Origin of the sequence: Streptomyces thermocarboxydus (genome assembly GCF_024760485.1) — a bacterium.
In the GTDB taxonomy this organism is placed as follows: Bacteria; Actinomycetota; Actinomycetes; order Streptomycetales; family Streptomycetaceae; genus Streptomyces; species Streptomyces cellulosae.
In genome coordinates this window covers 556,501-575,179 of the sequence record NZ_CP058273.1, presented here as the reverse complement: position 1 = coordinate 575,179, position 18,679 = coordinate 556,501, and the positions used below count along the sequence as shown (strand labels likewise).

Annotated in this window: 20 protein-coding genes and 2 pseudogenes; 12 read left to right on the top strand and 10 right to left on the bottom strand. The window is 71.3% G+C overall.

Going from position 1 to position 18,679, the window contains the following annotated elements; translation table 11 throughout:
* Positions 1–754 precede the first annotated feature (754 nt).
* Both AY578_RS02645 and AY578_RS02640 read right to left on the bottom strand, forming a co-directional pair.
* Complete coding sequence (locus AY578_RS02645) at positions 755–1,207, bottom strand: RpiB/LacA/LacB family sugar-phosphate isomerase (RefSeq protein WP_258901934.1); 453 nt, start codon at positions 1,205–1,207, stop codon at positions 755–757.
* 32 nt (positions 1,208–1,239) lie between these two features.
* On the bottom strand, positions 1,240–2,163 hold the full coding sequence (locus AY578_RS02640; RefSeq protein ID WP_258901933.1) for a substrate-binding domain-containing protein: 924 nt from the start codon (positions 2,161–2,163) through the stop codon (positions 1,240–1,242).
* A 142-nt stretch (positions 2,164–2,305) separates the two neighbouring features.
* On the opposite strand from AY578_RS02640, the gene AY578_RS02635 reads away from it, so the two are divergent.
* Positions 2,306–3,574, top strand: a complete 1,269-nt coding sequence (locus AY578_RS02635; protein ID WP_258901932.1) for an NAD(P)/FAD-dependent oxidoreductase — start codon at positions 2,306–2,308, stop codon at positions 3,572–3,574.
* Positions 3,575–3,745: 171 nt separating this feature from the next.
* Here AY578_RS02635 and AY578_RS02630 read toward each other — a convergent pair whose 3' ends face one another.
* The gene (locus tag AY578_RS02630) at positions 3,746–4,354 is read right to left on the bottom strand and encodes a cupin domain-containing protein (RefSeq protein ID WP_019526847.1); all 609 of its coding nucleotides are present in this window, start codon (positions 4,352–4,354) and stop codon (positions 3,746–3,748) included.
* Position 4,355: 1 nt separating this feature from the next.
* Positions 4,356–4,976, bottom strand: a complete 621-nt coding sequence (locus AY578_RS02625) for a cupin domain-containing protein (protein WP_019526846.1) — start codon at positions 4,974–4,976, stop codon at positions 4,356–4,358.
* 262 nt (positions 4,977–5,238) lie between these two features.
* On the opposite strand from AY578_RS02625, the gene AY578_RS02620 reads away from it, so the two are divergent.
* On the top strand, positions 5,239–5,973 hold the full coding sequence (locus AY578_RS02620; protein WP_019526845.1) for an FCD domain-containing protein: 735 nt from the start codon (positions 5,239–5,241) through the stop codon (positions 5,971–5,973).
* Positions 5,974–6,039: 66 nt separating this feature from the next.
* Here AY578_RS02620 and AY578_RS02615 read toward each other — a convergent pair whose 3' ends face one another.
* The 3 genes from AY578_RS02615 to AY578_RS02605 are packed head-to-tail and all read right to left on the bottom strand — an operon-like array spanning position 6,040 to position 8,887.
* A complete protein-coding gene (locus AY578_RS02615) occupies positions 6,040–7,035 on the bottom strand; it encodes an amidohydrolase family protein (protein WP_161108552.1) in 996 nt (331 codons plus the stop codon).
* Complete coding sequence (locus tag AY578_RS02610) at positions 7,032–7,739, bottom strand: 4-carboxy-4-hydroxy-2-oxoadipate aldolase/oxaloacetate decarboxylase (RefSeq protein ID WP_019526843.1); 708 nt, start codon at positions 7,737–7,739, stop codon at positions 7,032–7,034. Before AY578_RS02610 ends, AY578_RS02615 begins: the two co-directional genes overlap by 4 nt.
* Positions 7,739–8,887, bottom strand: a complete 1,149-nt coding sequence (locus AY578_RS02605; RefSeq protein WP_019526842.1) for a zinc-dependent alcohol dehydrogenase — start codon at positions 8,885–8,887, stop codon at positions 7,739–7,741. Before AY578_RS02605 ends, AY578_RS02610 begins: the two co-directional genes overlap by 1 nt.
* Before the next feature lie 259 nt (positions 8,888–9,146).
* On the opposite strand from AY578_RS02605, the gene AY578_RS02600 reads away from it, so the two are divergent.
* Genes AY578_RS02600 through AY578_RS02580 form a run of 5 tightly spaced genes read left to right on the top strand, consistent with a single transcriptional unit; the run spans position 9,147 to position 12,982 of the window.
* Positions 9,147–9,470, top strand: a complete 324-nt coding sequence (locus tag AY578_RS02600) for a 2Fe-2S iron-sulfur cluster-binding protein (protein ID WP_258901925.1) — start codon at positions 9,147–9,149, stop codon at positions 9,468–9,470.
* A gap of 40 nt (positions 9,471–9,510) precedes the next feature.
* Positions 9,511–10,791: an aromatic ring-hydroxylating dioxygenase subunit alpha gene (locus AY578_RS02595; RefSeq protein ID WP_019526840.1), complete on the top strand. Its 1,281-nt coding sequence runs from the start codon at positions 9,511–9,513 to the stop codon at positions 10,789–10,791.
* Positions 10,792–10,794: 3 nt separating this feature from the next.
* Positions 10,795–11,292 (top strand): hypothetical protein, encoded by a 498-nt coding sequence (locus tag AY578_RS02590; protein ID WP_019526839.1) that lies wholly within the window; start codon positions 10,795–10,797, stop codon positions 11,290–11,292.
* Entirely contained in the window at positions 11,289–12,086 is a 798-nt protein-coding gene (locus AY578_RS02585) for a 3-methyl-2-oxobutanoate hydroxymethyltransferase (RefSeq protein ID WP_037953703.1), read from the top strand. Before AY578_RS02590 ends, AY578_RS02585 begins: the two co-directional genes overlap by 4 nt.
* A 41-nt stretch (positions 12,087–12,127) precedes the next feature.
* Positions 12,128–12,982, top strand: coding sequence for an alpha/beta fold hydrolase (locus AY578_RS02580; protein ID WP_258901919.1), 855 nt, complete (start codon positions 12,128–12,130; stop codon positions 12,980–12,982).
* Positions 12,983–13,199: 217 nt separating this feature from the next.
* On the opposite strand, the gene AY578_RS02575 is transcribed toward AY578_RS02580, so the two are convergent.
* From AY578_RS02575 to AY578_RS02565, 3 genes are all read right to left on the bottom strand, one after another.
* Positions 13,200–13,667: an Hsp20/alpha crystallin family protein gene (locus AY578_RS02575; protein ID WP_258901918.1), complete on the bottom strand. Its 468-nt coding sequence runs from the start codon at positions 13,665–13,667 to the stop codon at positions 13,200–13,202.
* Positions 13,668–13,731: 64 nt separating this feature from the next.
* Complete coding sequence (locus AY578_RS02570) at positions 13,732–14,019, bottom strand: DUF1876 domain-containing protein (protein WP_019526835.1); 288 nt, start codon at positions 14,017–14,019, stop codon at positions 13,732–13,734.
* Between the two features lie 139 nt (positions 14,020–14,158).
* Entirely contained in the window at positions 14,159–14,881 is a 723-nt protein-coding gene (locus AY578_RS02565; protein ID WP_258901916.1) for a CBS domain-containing protein, read from the bottom strand.
* A gap of 290 nt (positions 14,882–15,171) precedes the next feature.
* Between AY578_RS02565 and AY578_RS33800 the strand changes: the two are divergent.
* The 5 genes and pseudogenes from AY578_RS33800 to AY578_RS02545 form a co-directional block, all read left to right on the top strand.
* A pseudogene (locus AY578_RS33800) lies at positions 15,172–15,519 on the top strand (universal stress protein); the annotation flags it as partial.
* A 119-nt stretch (positions 15,520–15,638) separates the two neighbouring features.
* Entirely contained in the window at positions 15,639–16,046 is a 408-nt protein-coding gene (locus tag AY578_RS33795) for a universal stress protein (RefSeq protein ID WP_337663092.1), read from the top strand.
* A gap of 98 nt (positions 16,047–16,144) precedes the next feature.
* Positions 16,145–17,515, top strand: coding sequence for an MBL fold metallo-hydrolase (locus AY578_RS02555; protein WP_258907202.1), 1,371 nt, complete (start codon positions 16,145–16,147; stop codon positions 17,513–17,515).
* 19 nt (positions 17,516–17,534) lie between these two features.
* Positions 17,535–17,921 (top strand): rhodanese-like domain-containing protein, encoded by a 387-nt coding sequence (locus AY578_RS02550; protein ID WP_019526831.1) that lies wholly within the window; start codon positions 17,535–17,537, stop codon positions 17,919–17,921.
* Positions 17,918–18,659 (top strand): annotated as a pseudogene (locus tag AY578_RS02545) (sulfite exporter TauE/SafE family protein). Before AY578_RS02550 ends, AY578_RS02545 begins: the two are co-directional and overlap by 4 nt.
* Positions 18,660–18,679: the final 20 nt, after the last annotated feature.

Sequence of the window (18,679 nt, the reverse complement as noted above, 5' to 3'; positions counted from 1 at the left end):
CCCCGCTGTACGCCTTGTCCATGGCCCCACCGTCGGCGGGACCGTGACGAAGACGCCGCCGACGAGGGCACCTTGACGCATCGCACGCTCCTTGGACGAGGTGGTTGACCGAGGGGGGGACTGCGGACTCGGACGGTGGGGAAGGGCTGCCGTCGCGCTGACGGTGAGGTGGGGGATCCCGGCGCGGGACGGTGGCTTGTGCGTGTCCGTCCGGGGCCGGTCCCTGTATGAAACAGCGGTTAGATATAATGGTCTAACCATCTGACAAAAACGTTACCCTGTCGTTGCGGCGCGGAGTGGAACGGTCGTGCCGCGGCCGCATGCCGACCCTGCGCGGATCAGGAGAACGTCTCTCGCCGTGGCGGACTCCGCTGTCGCGGAGTCACGTGCGAGCGCGTCCTCGGCCATGTGCCGGCCCTTCCTGATCGGCCGGCGCGACGTGACGTGCGCCGACGGTATTGGTAGAACCATAAGTCCACCATGAGGGGGCGTCAACGAGTCGTACGCGGAGATCGAAATCCCTCAGGGGCCCTGTCCGCAACGGTCATCGAGTCTGCCTTCGGGCCAGGTGGCAGCCGCCGCGAACGTGCGGGACCGGCCCTCGTGAGGTCGTTCCGCAGCGGCATGACAGTCGGGATGTTCACGGCCGGCACGTCCTCGCGCCGAGCCGGTCCGGGTGGGCGACGGCCAGGGCGCACGGGGGAACCGGTAACGGGCCCTCGCGCGGGCGGGGAGTCGCGGCCGCGCCCGGCGTTCAGTGCCGCACGGACTCTCGTTCGAGCGCGGCGATCTGCGCGAGCCGCCGGGCGTGCACACCGCCCTTGAAGGGAGTCGTCAGCCAGGTCTCCACGATGTCCACCGCCTCCCGGAGCGAGAGGAGCTTCGCGGCGAGGACGAGCACGTTGGAGTCGTTGTTGCCGCGGGAGACGCGGGTGCTCCACAGGTCGTGGCAGAGCCCCGCCCGTATCCCGTGGACCTTGTTGCAGGCGATGGTCTCCCCGAGGCCGCTTCCGCCGAGAACCATCCCCCGGTCGGCGTGTCCCCCCGTGACCTGCCGGCACACCTCCGCGCACAGCGGGGGATAGTCGACCGGTTTCCCGGCGTGACTGCCGTGGTCGTCGACGGTGTGTCCCTGTGCCGACAGCCGTTCGACGAGCCGGGCCTTGAGGGCGAGTCCGTTGTGGTCGGCGGCGATGGCGATACGCATACGGTTCCCTTCGGCGGAGGACAGGAGCGGGGTCAGGCGACCATGCCGAGCGTGCTCTCCGCGAACAGCCTCTCCAGCGGCACCGGCCGGTCGATGATGCGCTGGTCCACCGCATGCCGCATGAGCTGCTCCAGCACGGCCCGGTTCGGCTCCGCGCCGTACGGCAGCGGGTCCGCGCCGGTCGTCTCCAGGACCCGCCGGTACATGCGGTCGGTCGCGGTCGGCGCATCGATGGCTCCGTAGCGCAGCCGGTCCACGTAGAGCTGCTTGGCGCGGGCGAAGGCGTCGAAGACCAGCGCCCCCAGCTCGGGCTGTTCCTCCAACAGCGCGTCGCGGATGACGATCAGGTGGTTGACGGGGTACAGCGAACGCTCCCGAAGGGCGGTGAAGCCTGCCTCCTCGGCATCCGGGATCAGGGGTGCCAGAGCGGGGGAGGCAGGTTTGGGGCCGATGACGGCGGCCAGTTCGCCGGCGAGCACCATGTCCTCCAGGCAACCGCCGGGCTTCATGGAGACCACGTTGGCCGGGGGACGGTAGGACGCCACGTGTTCGTCACCCGACAGCACCCATGTGACCTTGTCGAGGTCGACGCCGTACTCCTCCTGGAGCACGGCTCGCGCCCAGACCCCCGTGGTCACCGTGTAGCCCCGGCTGACTCCGACCCTGCGGCCCTCCAGTGCCTTGGGGGTGCGGATGTCCGATGCCGGGTCGTGGTGGATCGCGCCGTGGTGGAAGCCGCGCACCAGGAAGACGGGGACGGCGGTGAACCGCGCTCCGTGCGCCTTGGCGACCAGGTAGGTGGTCAGCGCCATCTCGCTGACGTCGAACTCCAGCCCCCGCACCATGCGCCGGAACGCCTGGACGAGTACGGGAACTTCCTCGAACTCGAAGCGGAAGCCGCGGGGGGTGACCGCCCCCGTCTTGAGCGCCTCGTTGTTGCCCTGAGTGCGGGTCATTGTCGTGAGCTGAGGTAGGACCATGCGCGGAAAGGTAGCATGGTCAGTCCATAAGTCCATAGGGGTCGCAAGGGCAGGCCTTGGGTGCGACCGGACGGCGGCACAGGTGCTTCTCCGTCACGACTCGCCATGGTTCAATGGTATGACCAAAACCGTGACTAGGAGTTGGCCCATGCCGCATCCCGGGATTCTCATCGTCGGCGCCAGCCAGGCGGGCGCTCAGGTCGCCACCTCGTTGCGCGAGAGGGGGAGCACCGCCCCGGTGACGCTTGTCGGCGCGGAGCCGCACCTTCCCTACCAGCGGCCGCCCCTGTCGAAGGCTTTCCTCGCGGACAAGGCGACCGAGGACAGCCTGTTGCTCCGCTCCGCGGAGTACTACCGCAGCAACGACATCGATGTGGTCACCGACGAGTGGGTCGCGGACGTCGTCCTCGACCGGGACGGCTCGGGCACCGCGGTCACGCGCTCGGGCCGCACCTTCGACTTCGGCCGGCTCGCGCTCACCACGGGCGGCACACCGCGACGGCTGTCGATCCCCGGTGCCGACCTCGACGGTGTCCTCTACCTGCGTGACCTCGACGACGCGGTGCGTCTCCGGGGCGCCCTCAAGGCCGCACGCAACGTCGTGGTGGTCGGCGGAGGCTTCATCGGCCTCGAGGCCGCAGCGGTCGCGCGGGCGTCGGGCAAGGAGGTCGTCGTCGTCGAGGCGCTCGACAGGCTCCTCGCGCGTGCCGTCGCACCCGTGATGTCGGACTTCTGTCTCGCCGCTCACCAACGCCGTGGAAGCAGGATCCTTCTCGAACGCGGCGTCATCAGCTTCGAGGGCAAAGGGACTTCGGTCACCTCCGTGGCCCTTTCCGACGGCACGAGCGTTCCCGCCGACCTCGTCCTCGTCGGCATCGGGCTGGTCCCCCGCACCGAGATCGCCGAGCGGATCGGCCTCCGCTGCGAAGCCGGCATCGTGATCGACGCGTACGGCCGCACCAGCAACCCCGACGTCGTGGCCGCGGGTGACTGCACCGACCTCGACGCCGGCGACGGCCGGCTGGTCCGGATCGAGTCGGTGGCCAACGCGATCGCCCAGGCACGTGCCGCGGCAGCCACTCTCGCCGGCTCGCCCACGCCGCTCGGGGCCGTGCCGTGGTTCTGGTCGGACCAGGCCGACGTCAAGCTCCAGATCGCGGGCCTGAGCGCCGGCCATGACAGCGTGGTGGTCCGTGGAGAGCCGGCCTCGGAGAGTTTCTCCGTCCTCTACTTCCGCGAAGGCGAGGTCGTCGCGGTGAACGCCGTCAACGCCCCCCGCGACTACATGCTCGTGAAGAGAATCCTCGACACCGGCGGCTCACTCCCGATGGACCGGGCCGGCGACGTGGACACCCCGTTGAAGGACCTTGTGGTCCGCGTGGCTTGATGCGGGCAAGCGGTCGGCTCCACCGCAGCCGGTCCGGGCGGCGGTGGAGCGACCAGCCGTGGAACGGACGCCGGACCCACGAAGGGCGCTCGGCCGGAGAACCCCGGCCGAGCGCCCTTCCCTCGACGTCGCCGAACGCCGGCGTTCGGCGGCCGGCCTGCCGGACCCGCCTCAGGGCCGTGCGCGGGGGCGGAGGTAGTCACGGATGGTGTCGGCGTCGAGCACGACGTCCGGGTCGTACTCGGGCGCGTCCTCGAGCTGCTCCAGGTCGTTCAGTCCCGAGTGCTTGAAGATCCTGTTGATCGCCGAGATGAGACGCGCGGGACGCTCCGGGTCCGCGTTGAAGTGCTGGTGGATCGTGTTCGGCGGCACATAGATGACGTCGCCCGCTTCCCATTCGAAGCGCTGCACCTCGTCCTGCGGCTTCCAGTGATACGTGTCGGTGATCTCGACGTCGCAGTCCTGGTGGAGGTCGTACCCCCGCCCTTCCACGACGTACAGACACTCCTCGGCCAGGTGGCGGTGCCTGCCCGACCGGCTCCCGGGCGGGATGATCTGCATGTAGGCGTCGACGGTCTCCATCCGGGTGTTCATGTCGTCGTTCAGGAGGTGCTTGAGCAGGCCCTGGCGAGACATCTCCCACGGCATGTCCTCCGGGTGAAGGATCTTGCGCCGCCCCGCGTTCCGTTCGGGTGCCGCCGTCGCGTCGTCGAGCAGCTTCTGGTAGAGCGGCGCCCCCTCGGCGCCGGCGATCCAGGCCCCGGCCTCGTCCCACGCCATGTCAGTAGCCCCCTTCCGGGTGGTTGAAGTCGTCCTCTTCCTCGCGAACCTCGAAGCCGACGCCCTCAGGGGTGGGCTCGAGCTGCCGCGGCTCGACCTGCTTCTGGAAGAGCATGTTCATGAAGAGGTACATGGGCTTGGTCTTGAGGACGAGTGCGCGCGCGGGCTTCTCGGCCGAGGCGTTGAAATGCTGGTGCACACAGTTGTTGTGCACGATCGCGACGTCTCCGGCCTTCCAGTCGTAGCGGATTCCGTCGTGGATCTCGTAACCGACGCCGTCGAGAATGTAGAACGCGGCTTCGTTCACGTGTCCGTGCTTCTGCGACCTGCCTCCCGGTCCGTACTCCTCCAGGTGCAGGTGGAAGAGCTGGCTGATGCCGTCCTTCGGCTCGACGTAGTGCCGGCTGTAGGCCTGCGGCCCGTCCACGAACTTGATCTCGGAGGCCTTGCGGACCCGGGGCATCGACCGCAGTCGGGCGAGCTCCGCGTCGAGGTTGTACTCGCCCTGGATTCCGCGCACGAAAACGCGGTCCTTCTTGCTGTGGTAGAGGCCGGCGAGGCGTGCGTCCTCCGCGGCCTCACCCTCCTCAGCGTGCTCATGGGTCAACGCGTCGTCAGTCACTCGTCGCTCCTTGGCTTAATGGTCTAATCATTGCGAGGGTAGTCTTGAGGTTTCGGCCGGTCAACGGTGCTGAGGGTCTCGGCCGGAGGTGAAGGGGTCGTGCCCCGTGACCCGGTGACGCCCTCGCCGGCGGTCCACCGGGGAGGGGTCTTCTCGCGGTCGCGCACACCGCGTCGGAGGCCTGCAGGTCAGACCATTAGGGTGGTAGATTCGCATGACACTTGACAACGCTCGATGCATGACTTCGACAAAGGGACTTCGCATGACGACTGCCGACGACGGGAACCGCAGCCCGAAGACCGGCCTGTTCAGCCCCGTCAGCATGTCGCGCGTTTCGCAGGTGATCGTCGATCGGGTCAAACTGCTCATTCGTGACGGCGAACTCACCCCGGGGGACCGTCTGCCGAGCGAGCGTGATCTCTGCGAGCAGTTCGGGGTGAGCCGGGTGACGATCCGTGAAGCCCTTCGAGTCCTCGAGGCGAGCGGGCTCGTCGCCGTCCGGGTCGGCGCCCGCGGCGGCGCCTTCGTGACCGCGCCGTCCACCGAGCGCCTCGGGGAGGGGCTCGCCGACCTGCTGAGCCTCTCCGCCCTGACCGCCGCCAATGTCACCGAGGCGCGGATGGTCGTGGAGACGAGCGCCCTGCCCCTGATCATCGAACGGGCCACCGCCGAGGACATCGCCGACCTCCTGCGGCTCACCGACGAAGGTCAGGCCGCCCTCGACGCCGGCACGTACGACGTGGGTATGTCCGCCGCCTTCCATGTCCGGCTGGCCGAATGCGCGCACAACCCGGCCCTGACCATGCTGATCCACAGCTTTCACGGGCCGATGCTGATGTCGCTGCGCGAAGCGAAGGTGAGCGCGCCGCTGATGGGGCGGCAAGGAAGCGACGAACACCGCGAACTCGTGCTCGCCATCCAGAGCCGCGACCTGGCCACGGCCGAGGCGATCATGAAGGCCCACCTGCGGCGTACCGCCTCGCGGGTCGACGGCTGACTGAACGGGCGCACCCTCACCGCGCCCGCGCGCGGTGAGGGTGCGCCCGTCACCCGTCGCGGGGGCTCACCCGGCCGGAGAAACCCAGGAGGCCAGGCGAGGGTAGACACGCAGGGCGTTGTCGGTGAGGACGTCTGTCAACGCCTCGTCGGCGAGGCCGGCGTCCTTCACGTAGACGAGCGTGTCGTCCCAGGCCACGCCCGTGGAGGGGTCGGCCCCACGGACAGCGCCGAGCATCTCCGAGGCGAAGAGCACATTCCCGGGGGGCAGGACGCCGAGCAGGAGGTCGATGCCCGGCTGGTGATAGACACAGGTGTCGAAGAAGACGTTCGACAGCAGCGCCGACGGATCCTGCCAGCCGTTGCGCATGGCCAGACCGCGGTAGCGCCCCCAGTGGTACGGCACCGCACCTCCCCCGTGCGGGATCACCAGCCGCAGCCCCGGGAACCGCCGGAAGACGTCACCCTGGAGCAGTTGCGTGAACACGCTGGTGTCGGCATTCAGGTAATGCGCGCCGAGGGTGTGGAAGTTGGGGTTGCACGCCGTCGAGACGTGAACCATGGCCGGGACGTCCAGCTCCTCGAGCAGCTCGTACACCGGGAACCACGAGGCGTCGGTCATCGGCCTGCCGGCCCATGTGCCGGACGGGTCGGGGTTGAGGTTCACGCCGACGAAACCGAGATCCTCGACGGTACGCCGCACTTCCGCGAGTACGCCGGAGAGGTTGCCGTCCGGTGTCTGGGGAAGCTGGGCGACCGGCGCGAAGTGCCCCGGGAAGAGCTTCGCGACCCGGTGGACCATGTCGTTGGAGACCCGCGCCCACGCATTGGCCACGGAGGGGTCGGGAACGTGGTGTTCCATGCCCGAGGCCTTCGGGGAGAAGAGCATCAGGTCGCCGCCGCGCTCGCGCATGACGCGGAGTTGGTTGTCCTCGACCGACTGGCGAAGCCGGTCGTCGCTGATCGGGGCCATGGATGCCGGCTCACCCGCCAACTGGGCGTCACGGAAGTCCCGCAGCTCGTGCGGAGCCGTCGTGTAGTGGCCGTGGACGTCGATGATCATCGCTGCTGCTCCTTCAGATACGTCGCGTGGTCGACGTAGCGGATGCCTGCCTTCCGCAACAGCGGGCGCATGTCGTTGACATCGAGGGCGATCTCGCCGGCCGCGTACCGGGCACGCGAACCGGCCTCCTTCTGCTCACGGGCCTTCGACGCTGCCAGCACCTCGGCCGCCTTCAGCCGCCCGACCCGGACCACGCCGTCGTCGTCGGCGACGATCACGTCACCCGGTTCGACGATCTGTCCGGCGATGGCGATCGGAACATTGACGTCCCCGAGGGTGCCCTTGACGGTGCCCTCCGCCGAGACGGCCTTGGACCAGACGGGGAAGCCCAGTTCCCTCAGGTCGGCGACATCACGCACCCCGGCCTCGATGACGAGGCCCCGCACGCCGCGCGCCATTGCCGAGGTGGCCAGCAGGTCGCCGAAGTAGCCCATGTCGCACGGCGCGGTCGGCACGACGACGAGGACGTCGCCCGGCCGGCACTGCTCCATCGCCACGGCGATCGTCGTGTTGTCCCCGGGGGCGACGGTCACGGTGACCGCGGTACCGGCGGTGCGGGCGCCGGGCCAGACCGGGCCGAGGTGCGAGCCGAGCAGGCCCGTGCGGCCCTGGGCCTCGTGGACCGTGGCCACTCCGCACGCCGAGAGGGCGTCGGCCACGGCCAGGTCGGCCCGGGGCGTACCGGTGACGACAAGGCCGGCCATCAGCGGACCCTCCCGCCGGGCCGGCCGACCAGCTCGGGCATCATCGAGACGTGGATCGCGTCCTCGTCGGTCTCGCCGGCCAGCACGCGGAGCGCGTGGTCGACCTGGTCGATGCCGTAACGGTGCGTCGCCAGCTTCTCCAGCGGGTACCGATGTGAGGCGAGCTGGGCGACGGCGAGCTCGCAGGCGTTGAACGAATGGCCGCGCGCCGACCTGATGGTGATCGCCTTCTCGGTGATCAGCTTGACGGGAAAGTCGGGGAATGCCGCCAGCTCCCCCTGGATGAGCAGCGAGCCCTCGCGGCGCTTCAGGACGTCGACGCCGAGCAGGACCGGCGCCGTGCCGGCGCGCGAGGTGCAGTCGAGCACGTGGTCGACACCGCGTCCGCCGGTCAGGTCCATGATCTTCTCCCGGGGGTTCTCGGTGAGGACGTCGACGACGTCGTCCGCGCCGAGCTCCCTGGCGAGCTCGAAGCGCGCCCGGTCGCGGGTCGTGCCGGAGACGATGATCTGCGACGCGCCGGCCTGCTTGGCCGCGACCAGCTGCGCGAGGCCCTGCTGGCCCGGGCCCTGGATCAGGACCGTGTCGTTGTACCCGACACCCGCGGTGAGGAGTGCCCACTCGATGCCGTTGGAGAGCGGCATCACGAGGCCGGCCTCTTCGGCGGTGAGGGTGTCGGGGATCTTATGGAGTACGGCATTCCACGGCAGGAACATGTACTCGGAGAAACCGCCCCACAGAGTGCCGGGGTTGTCGGCCGAGGTGTAGCCGAAGCGGCGGGCGTCGTCGTTCGTGCGCCAGTCGGTGGCCTCGCAGTGGCGGTACTCGCCGATTCTGCACCACTCGCACGTGAAGCACGCGACATAGTGCTCGACGAAGACCCGGTCGCCCTCCTGCAGCGCGTGGCGCGCCTTGAACCTCTTCCCCGCCTCGGCGATCACGCCCACGTTCTCGTGGCCCATGATCACGGGCCCCTGCGTCGCCCTGGTCGTGGGCGGGTTCTTGTAGAGCTTCACGTCGGTGCCGCAGATGCCCGCCACCTCGACCTTGAGGAGGGCCGAATCGGCGTCGAGCTGCGGCATCACGAACTGGCGCAGCTCGGTCGTCGCCGGCGCCGTCCGCACGGCCGCCAGCACGGTCTCTGTCATGGGGTCTCCCGATGGCACTTTGGCACAATGGACTGACCAAACGTATACCATCGCCGCGAGGTGCGTCAGGGGTGCACTCCCGGTGGGGCGGCCGTTCACGCCGACGCGTCCGACGTCCAGACCGCCCGCGGGAGTTCGCCCGTGACTCCGGGTCACGGCGAGCTCGCGACCGTCGGCCGCGGCCGCCGAAGTGGCCGGTTGACGGGGGCGGATGCTCTATAGGCATAATGGTTATGCCATTGGTCCTCAGGAGGTTCCCGTGCCGAAGGTCGTGTATGTGGGCAGCGACGGCGTCGAGCGCGCCGTGGACGCCGCTGTCGGAGAGAACGTCATGAACACTGCGCTCCGGAACGGGGTCCCCGGCATCGTCGGCGAGTGCGGCGGAAACAATTCGTGCGCCACCTGCCATGTCTGGGTCCGCGGCGAGTACCGCGACGCTGTCGGGAAGCCGGGCGATCTCGAGGCCGACCTCATCGACATGGGCGTCTCCGAGCCACGTGACTGCTCGCGCCTCGCCTGCCAGATCACGCTCAGCGACAAGCTCGACGGCCTCGTCGTCGACGTGCCACCCACCCAGCCCTGATCCGTCCGCACGTTCACCGCGCTCGCCCGGAAGGAACATCATGCTGCGCCCCGAGATCAACGACCTCCTCTGCCGGACCGGCCCCGGCACTCCCATGGGTGACCTCTTCCGCCGCTACTGGCAACCGGTCCTGCTGGCGGAGGAGTTGCCCGAGAACGACTGCCCGCCGGTGCGCGTGAAGGTTCTCTCCGAGCGGCTCATCGCCTTCCGTGACACCGAGGGCCGTTACGGCCTCGTCGACGAGTTCTGCGCGCACCGCGGTGTCTCGATGTGGTTCGGCCGCAACGAGCAGGGCGGCCTTCGCTGCCCGTACCACGGTTGGAAGTACGACGTCACGGGCCAGGCCGTCGAGGTCCCGAGCGAGCCCGAGAACAGCAACTTCTGTGCCAACGTGAAGCTGAAGTCGTACCCGGTGGTCAAACGTGGTGACGTCCTCTTCGCCTACCTCGGCGACCCGGCGGCCCAGCCCCCGGAACCGGAGTGGGAGGCCTACACGGTCCCCGAGGGACAGGTCTTCACCTCCAAGCGGCTTCAGGAGTGCAACTGGCTCCAGGCCCTGGAGGGCGGCATCGACTCCAGCCACGTCACCTTCCTGCACGGCGGCAACATCGACACCGATCCGCTCTTCAAGGGGTCGAAGGGCAACCTGTACAACAAGCGTGATCTCAAGCCGTACTTCGAGGTCGTCGACTACGAAGGCGGTCTGCTGATCGGCGCCCGCCGCAACGCGGAGGAGGGGTACTACTACTGGCGTGTCACCCCGTGGGTGCTTCCCAACTTCACCATGGTCCCGCCGCGCGGCGACCACCCGGTGCACGGCCATTTCTGGGTGCCGATCGACGACGAGAACTGCTGGGCCTGGACGTTCGACTACCACCCGACCCGGAAGCTCACCGAGGACGAGATCGCCGCGATGCGTGCCGGCTTCGGCGTCCACAGCGCGAACGACGAGGCGTACCGCCCGCTCGCCAACAAGGACAACGACTACCTCATGGACCGCGAGGCACAACGGCGCGGCGAGACCTACTCCGGCATCGCCGGCATCGCCCTTCAGGACTCCTCGCTGCAGGAGTCGATGGGGCCGGTCGTCGACCGCACCAAGGAGCGCCTCGTCGCCACCGACGCGGGCATCATCAAGGCCCGCCAGAAGCTCAGGAAGGCCGCCGAGGCGCTCCAGCGGGGCATCGAGCCGGTAGGCAACCGCCCGCAGGACCAGAGGGTGCGCTCAGTGGCGATCGTGCTCCCGGCAGACCAGTCCTTCGTCGACGGCGTCGGCGACGCGATGATCGCCGAGCCGTCCAAGCCGCACACGACGGTCTGAACCATGGCGGGCTTCGAGAAACTCTCCGTCCCGGTCGGCCCGAGCTCCTGCGCCCGGGCCGCCACCTCCAAGGAAGCGGCGTTCCGGATCGACCATCCACTGCCTCCTGCCCGGAACACGCGGGTCGTCGCCCTCGACGAGCCGGCGGCCGGGATCGTCCGGGACGCGGCTGCCCTCGAGTGGGGGCAAGCCCGGTTCTTCACCGTGAAGGATCCCGGACCGACCCTGGTCGAGGTGGGGGGCGGTGACGTCGCCCTCACCGGAGTCCTCGAGGACACCAACACGGTGGTCATGGTCTCGGTGACCGGTGAGAACGCCGACGCCGTCGCCGTGATCGGCACCGAATGCGGGGCGCGCGGCATCATGACGGCCGGCCTGGTCGTGACGCCCGGCGCCCTCGCCGGCGAGGCGCTCCTCCAACTCCGCCCGTACGCCCGGATCCTGCTGGTTCCGGCCGAAGCCGACGACCTCGTCGAACTCCTGAAGGCGACCCGCGCATGAGCCGCATGACACTTCCGAAGCTCCAGGCGATGAAGGCCGCCGGCGAGAAGAGCGTCTGCATCGTGGCCTGGGACTACCACATGGCGCGGATCGCCGATCGTGCCGGCGCCGACATCGTCTCCGTCGGCGACTCCGTCGGTGTGAACCTGTGGGGCCGGCCTCACCCGCTCGAGATCCGGTTCGACGAACTGCTCGTGGTCGCCAAGGCGGTGCGCCGAGGGGTCGCTGACGCGCTCGTGTCCTGCGATTTCCCGTTCGGTCCGCTGCAGACCGGTCACGCGGTGCCCGCCGCCGTACGCCTGGCGAAAGAGGCCGGGGTGGACCTGGTCAAGCTGGACGGCGCCGCCGACTTCCCCGAAGCGGTGGAGGCCGTCACACGGGCCGGCGTGCCGGTCTTCGCGCAGTTCGGCATCACCCCGCAAACGGCGCTGAAGTACGGGATCGCCTATTCCGCTGCCGAGGGTGCCTTCGTCCCCGACGAGTTGCTCGACGAGATGGTCGACGAGGCCAGACGGCTCGAGTCCGCGGGGGCGGTGGCGCTCAACTTCACCAACTCCGGTCCCGTCGTGGGTCCGGCCGTGGTCGAGGCGGTGAGCATTCCGGTGCTCGGCGGCTTCGGCGGTGGGCCGTGGCTCGACGGCCGGATCCGGATGTCCACCGCGGCCATCGGCTACAACGCGAAGTTCGTCGACCAGGAACCCCACACCTACGCCAACGTGGCGCGCGTGGCGTACGACGCGATCGCCGAGTGCGTCGCCGACATCCGCGGCGGCCGGAACATCCGCGGCCAGTAAGCCACCACGAGTACCACCACGAGTAAGGGAGGGGATGGGCCATGCCCACCATCGAGATCAACGGGTGCCGCACTCGCTACGAGACCGTCGGGCGTGGCCCGGCCCTGCTCATGTTCAGCCCGGGTGGCTTCGACTCCAGCCTGGAGAACTGGACCAGCTTCGGCCGCTACAGGAACCTGGGGCTCATCGACGCCCTGTCACCGCACTACACGTGCGTCGTCTTCGACCGGCGCGAGTCCGGCCGGTCGAGCGGTCGCCTCGAGCGCCTCACCTGGGAGAAGTACGTCACTCAGGCGGTGGGGCTGCTCGACCACCTCGGTATCGGAAGGGCCCACGCCATGGGGGGCTGCGTCGGCTGCTCGAGTGCCGCGGCGCTCGCGGTCGCGCACCCCGGCCGGGTGGCCTCCATGGTGCTCTTCTCCCCGGCCGGCGGCTACACCTACCGCGCGGCCCAGCAGCGCCGGTTCCGGCACCACATCGGCTTCGTCCTCGAGCACGGGCTCAAGGCAGTCGTCGATCTGGCCCGCGGAAGCAGCGCCGGCTTCAGCAAGGACCCGCGCGTCGGCCCCTGGGCGGCGACGCTGCGGAGCGACGACGCGTTCGCCGCGGCGTACGCGGCGACGGACCTCGACCGCTACCTCACGATCGTCTCCGGAACCTGCCGTGTGCTCTTCGACCGCGACACCGTGCCCGGCGTGGAGCCGGAGGACCTCAGCGTGCTCGAGGTGCCGGCCCTGATCGTCCCTGGCGAGGACGCCTCGCACACGCGGTCCGCCGCCAGGTACCTCCAGGAGTGCCTGGCCGTCAACGAGTACTGGGACGTCCCTGTCGCCGAGCAGACGCCGCAGGCGTGCGCCGAGCGAGTGCTGGACTTCCTGGGGAGGCACCCCGTCTGACCGTGCATGTCCCTCTTCGTAGCCGCGGGGTGCTGCGACTGTGCCGGGGACGGACACGCGTCGCGGCCCCTCGACCGGGGCCGCCGGAAAGACGCGCTCACGACGGACGGCCGGGTCCGGCATGCCGCATCCCCGTCCGTCGGCCGCCCGCGGGCGACTTCCGGACGGGGGCACGGAGTCGCTCTCGCGGCAGCCCGCCGCCACGGACCCCGTACGGTCAGTCCGAGATCTCGATGCGGCGGGGCATCGCCGAGGCCACCTTCGGGACGCGGACCGTGAGGATGCCATGGGCGAGGTCCGCGGTGATCTTGTCCGTGTCGGCGTTCCGGGGGAGGGTCGTGCGGTAGCTGAAGCGGCCGATCCGGCGGGTCTGCCGGCGCAGCACACCCTTGCGCTCCTTGTCCTTCACCTCGCCGTGGATGTCCAGCTCGCCGTCGGTGACCTCCACCGTGACGTCGTCCTTCTTGGCGCCGGGGAGCTCCAGCTCCATCACGTACGCGTCCTCGGTGTCCTCCACGTCCGCGAGCGGCGCCCACGGGTCCTCCCCGATCTCGGAGAGCGGGCGCGTGGGGAAGGGGAACGTGCTCTGCATCAGCTGGTCCATGCGGGCCTGCAGTTCCTCGAGTTCACGCAGGGGAGCCCACCCGGAGAGCTGACCCCTGTCGCGGCGTACCGGTTGCGTCATCGGTCCTCTCCTTGCTTGTGCGTTGCGTCCGGCTGTTTCCGGTTTCCGGCTCGGGCGCGGCCGGTCACAGGGACCAGCCCATGACCGGGCGGCTCTCCGTGCCGCTTCGCGCGCCCACGCCCTCGACGTCGCGTTCCGCGAGGGCGAGGAGCTGCCCGCCCAGGTCGCGCAGGGCGCGGCCCGCGGCCAGTTCGTCGCCGATCTCCGGGACGTCCGGGTCCGCCGGGTTCCGGTGGGCGGCGCCGTGACCGGTGAGGGTCGTCGACCCCGTGTCGAGGGTGGCGCGCGCCTTCGTCGTGCCGTCCTCCTCGAAGAGGTAGAGGCGGGTCTTCCATTCCAGGGTGTGCGACATGACTGCCTCCTCGCCGGGCGGCCCGGATGTGCCGGTCGCTTCGTCTCCACCGTCCGACTCCGGCGGACGCGGGGCACGGGGCCGAAGGTCCCGGGAACGTGCCGTGCGACCCGGGTACCCCGATACCACCCGGCGCCGGTCATGTCCCGGCGACCGGCTCCTCGGTCCCGACGGCCCCGGCGATCCCGGCGGTCTCGACGGCCGCACGCGTGTCGTCGACCCGGTACGACAGCTGGTCGACGACCGCGACCACACCGTCGATCCGGCTCGCCGCCCGCACCGCCATGTCGACGTCGCCGCGCTTCTCCAGCCTCCCGGTGAGGGTCACCACGCCGTCCTCGACGGCCACGGCCAGCGCCCTCGGCGTCAGCCAGAGCGTCGCCCCCAGGACGTCCCTGCGCACCGCGCGCTCGATCTCGGCGTCGGTCCGCAGTACGGGCCGGAGCAGATCGCCGCGCGTGACGATGCCGACGAGCCGCTCCTCGTCGTCCACCACCGGCAGCCGTGCGACGCCGTGCCCGGTCATGAGCCAGGACGCCTCGGTGACGGTGGCACGCGCCCCCACGGTGACCGCGGGTGCGGTCATCACGTCGCCCGCGGTGCGGGCCCGGCCGAGGCCGGGCATCCTGCTCATGAGACCGGCCCACCCGGGGCCGGAAGCGCCCTCGGGCGTCCGGCGGGGGCGCGAGCGCGCCAGGTCCGGCGTGGAGATCACGCCGATCACCCGGCCGTCCTCGTCCGTCACCGGAAGGCCGCCGACACGGCGCTCCCCGAGTACGCGGACCACGTCCCCGAGCGGAGTGCCGTACGCGGCGGTGACCACGTCCCTGGTCATGACGGCGCCGACCTCGGTGGCCTTCATCGCTGTACCTCCTGGCTCATTCGGGTTCCGCCGGCCGGGACGGGCCCTCGCCGGGAGCGGTTGATTCCAGCCTCCGGGATCGCCGCGGGGATCCCAGGGCCCCTGGGGGCAGGGGGAGCAGGGCCGAACGGCCCGGATGTCCGGGATGTCGCCCTCGGGGCGGGTTCCCGCAGCGGCCCTTCGGGCCTGTCGGACCCGGTTCTCGGGACCCGCTGGCCCCTCCCCGCCCGCCGGCGCCCCGGCGACGCTGGGCGTAGGCGGGGAACCGCTCCGAACGAAAGGTGCATGTCATGGAGTCGCCGGTCGTCGTCGGTGTCGACGGTTCCGCCGAAAGCCTCGCGGCCGCCGAATGGGGCGCCCGTGAAGCCGCGCGCCGTGGCGCCGGCCTGCGACTGCTGCACGTACGGGGCCGGCATCCGCGGCAGGCCGGCACGGACATCACCCGCTCCGCCGACCACCGCCTCGCGCTGCGGGTCCTGCGGAGAGCCGCGGACCGTGTCCACGCCGTGCGTCCGGACGTACACGTCCAGGAGGCCCAGGTGGAGGGGCCCGCTGTCGCCGCCCTCGCGCGGGCCGCGGAGGCCGCCGACCCGCTGGTGCTCGGCTCGCGCGGGCTCGGCCGGGTCGCCGGTCTGCTCGCCGGCTCCGTCTCGCTCGGCGTCGTCGCGCGGGCCACCCGCCCCGTCGTGCTCGTGCGGGCGGACGCGGCGGGGGGGAGGGGGAGGGAGGTGACGGGCGGCGGGACGTCGTGCTCGGGGTGGACGTCATCGAGCCCTGCGACGAGGTGCTCGCGTACGCCTTCGAGGCGGCCCGCCGGCGCCGTGCGCGGCTGCGCGCCCTGTACGCCTGGCGCGCGCCCGACCGGCTCACCCTGGGTGCGGCCGACGCCGGTCCGGCCGGTGACCGGGGGCGGGCCGAGGAGTGGCTGCGCTTCCTGACGGCCGTGCTCCAGGTCTGGCGGGACAAGTACCCCGACGTCGACGTGCTGGAGACGGTGGCCGAGGGCAAACCGGCGGACGCCCTGCTCAAGGCGGCCTCCGACGCGCGGCTGCTGGTCGTCGGGCACCGGATCCCCGGCCGTCCCGCCCTGCCCCGCACGGGTCCCGTCACCCACGCCGTGATCCACCAGGCGCGCTGCCCGCTGGCCGTCGTCCCGCACCGCTGAACTCCGGAGGCCCAACCCCGCCCAATACCCCTGGGGGTATTACGTGCTACGGTGAGGTCATACCCCCGGGGGTAATGCATCATGGGAAGGAGCAGGACGTGTTCTTCGTGGACACCATCGAGGTGCCGGGACTCGGCAACCGCGCCTACCTCGCCGGCGGCGCCCGTACGGCCGTGGCGGTCGACCCGCCGCGCGACATCGACCGGGTGATCGCCGCGGCCGCCCGGCGCGGGGTGCGCATCGCGTACGTCGCCGAGACCCACGTGCACAACGACTACGTCACCGGCGGACTCGAACTCGCCCGCATCACCGGCGCGTCCTACCTGGTCCCCGCCGACGCGCGGGTCTCCTTCCCGCGCGTCCCCGTGCACGACGGCGACCGCACCCCCGTCGACGGGGACGCGGGCCTGGTGCTGCGCGCGCTCGCCACCCCCGGCCACACTCCGCACCACACCGCGTACGCGCTGGAGGAGAACGGCGCCGCCGTCGCGGTGTTCACCGGGGGCTCCCTGCTGATCGGCACCGTCGGACGCCCCGACCTGGTCGAGCCCCGGCTGACCGAGCGGCTCGCCCGCGCCCAGCACGCGTCCGCCCACCGCCTCGCCGGCGAACTCCCCGACGAGGCCGCCGTGCTGCCCACCCACGGCTTCGGCAGCTTCTGCTCCTCCTCGCAGCAGGAGGGCGGCAGCACCACGATCGGCAAGGAGAAGGCGTCCAACGAGGCGCTCACCGCCCCGGACGCCGACACCTTCGTCGCCGGTCTGCTGGCCGGCCTCGACGACATCCCCGCGTACTACGCGCACATGGGCCCCCTCAACGCCGCCGGACCCGCGCCCCTCGACCTCACCCCGCCCGCCGTCGCCGACCCCGACGCGATCGCCGCGCGGCTCGCGGCGGGGGAGTGGGTCGTCGACCTGCGCAACCGGATCGCCTTCGCCGCCGGACATGTGACGGGCTCGTACAACGTCGAGGCGGAGGGGCAGCTCGCCACCTACCTCGCCTGGCTGGTCCCGTGGGGCAAGCCGGTCACCCTGCTCGCCGAGACGCCGGCCCAGCTCGCGGACGCACAGCGGGAGCTGACCAGGGTCGGCATCGACCGGCCCGCCGCCGCGGCCGTCGGAGGCCCCGCCGACTGGCTGCGCCCCGGCGAGACCCCCGCCTCCTTCCCCCGCGCGACCTTCGCCGACCTGGCGCGGCGGTACCCGGCCGAGGCGGTCGTCGTGCTCGACGTGCGGCGCGCCTCCGAGCGGGCGCGCGGTCACGTCGACGGATCCGTCCACATCCCGGTCCACGAACTGCGCGGCCGGCTCCACGAGGTGCCCGACGGCCAGGTGTGGGTGCACTGCGCCGGCGGACTGCGCGCCGCGATCGCCGCCTCCCTGCTGGACGCGTCCGGGCGTGACGTCGTCGCGGTGGACGACCGCTTCGACCGGGCCGCCGAGGCCGGACTCACCGTCCGCACGTCCTGAGGGGCCGGCGTACGCACCTATGAACGCACCACATCAGCGCCGCCTACCGGGACGCGTCGGCGTCCCCGAGGCCGCCGCACGCACCGGACACACGCCTGCGGGCGACGCGCACGGCGACGCCGTCCTGCTCGACGTCCGCGAACTCCACGAATGGCAGGCGGGCCACGCGCCCCGCGCCGTCCACCTCCCGCTGTCCGCCCTCGCCGCCGGGGCCCCGCTCCCCGACGCCGCCCGGGGCGCGCCCCTGATCGTCATCTGCCGGTCGGGCAACCGGTCACGCCAGGCCGCCGCCCTGCTCGCCGAGCGCGGCGCCGACGCCGTGGACGTGACCGGCGGCATGCGGGACTGGGCCGACGCCGGACTGCCGGTCGTCGACGCGCACGGCAGGGACGGCAGCGTCTCGTGAGCCTGCTCCTCCTCGCCCTGGCCGCCGGGGCCCTGACCGGCCTCGCGCTCGGCGCCCTCGGAGGCGGCGGCAGCATCCTCGCCGTCCCCGCCCTGATCTACCTGCTCGGCCTCTCCCCGGTCGCGGCCACCACCGCGAGCCTGCTGATCGTGGCCGTCACCTCGTTCACCGCGCTGCTCGCGCACAGCCGCGACGGACACGTACGGCTGCGCACCGGACTGCTCTTCGCGGCCGCCGGGACCGGACCCGCCCTGCTGGGCGCCGGCCTCTCCGCCCGGCTGCCCGCGGCCGCGCTCACGGTCGGCTTCGCCGTCGTGGCGGCCGTCGCCGCGCTCCGCATGCTCCGGGCTGCGCGCCCGGTCGTTCGACGCGGAGGCGGGCCGGGCGGCCGGCGCGGGAGCGGGGCTCGGCGCGGTCACCGGCGTCCTCGGCGTCGGCGGCGGCTTCCTCGCCGTACCGGCGCTGGTGCACGGCGTCGGCCTGCGCATGCGGGAGGCGGTCGGCACCAGCCTGCTCGTCATCACCGTCAACGCCCTCGCCGCCCTGCTCCTGCGCGCCGGCACGCTGGAGGGTCTGGACTGGGCCGTCGTCGGACCCTTCGCGGGGGCCGCCGTGCTCGGGGCGCTGGACGGCCGGCGGCTGTCGGCGAAGCTCTCCGGCGGCGCGCTGCGCCGGATCTTCGCGGTGGTGCTGCTGGCGGTGGCCCTGGTCATGCTGGCCGACGCGGTGACGTCATGAGGCCGCGCGCCGTGCGGGGC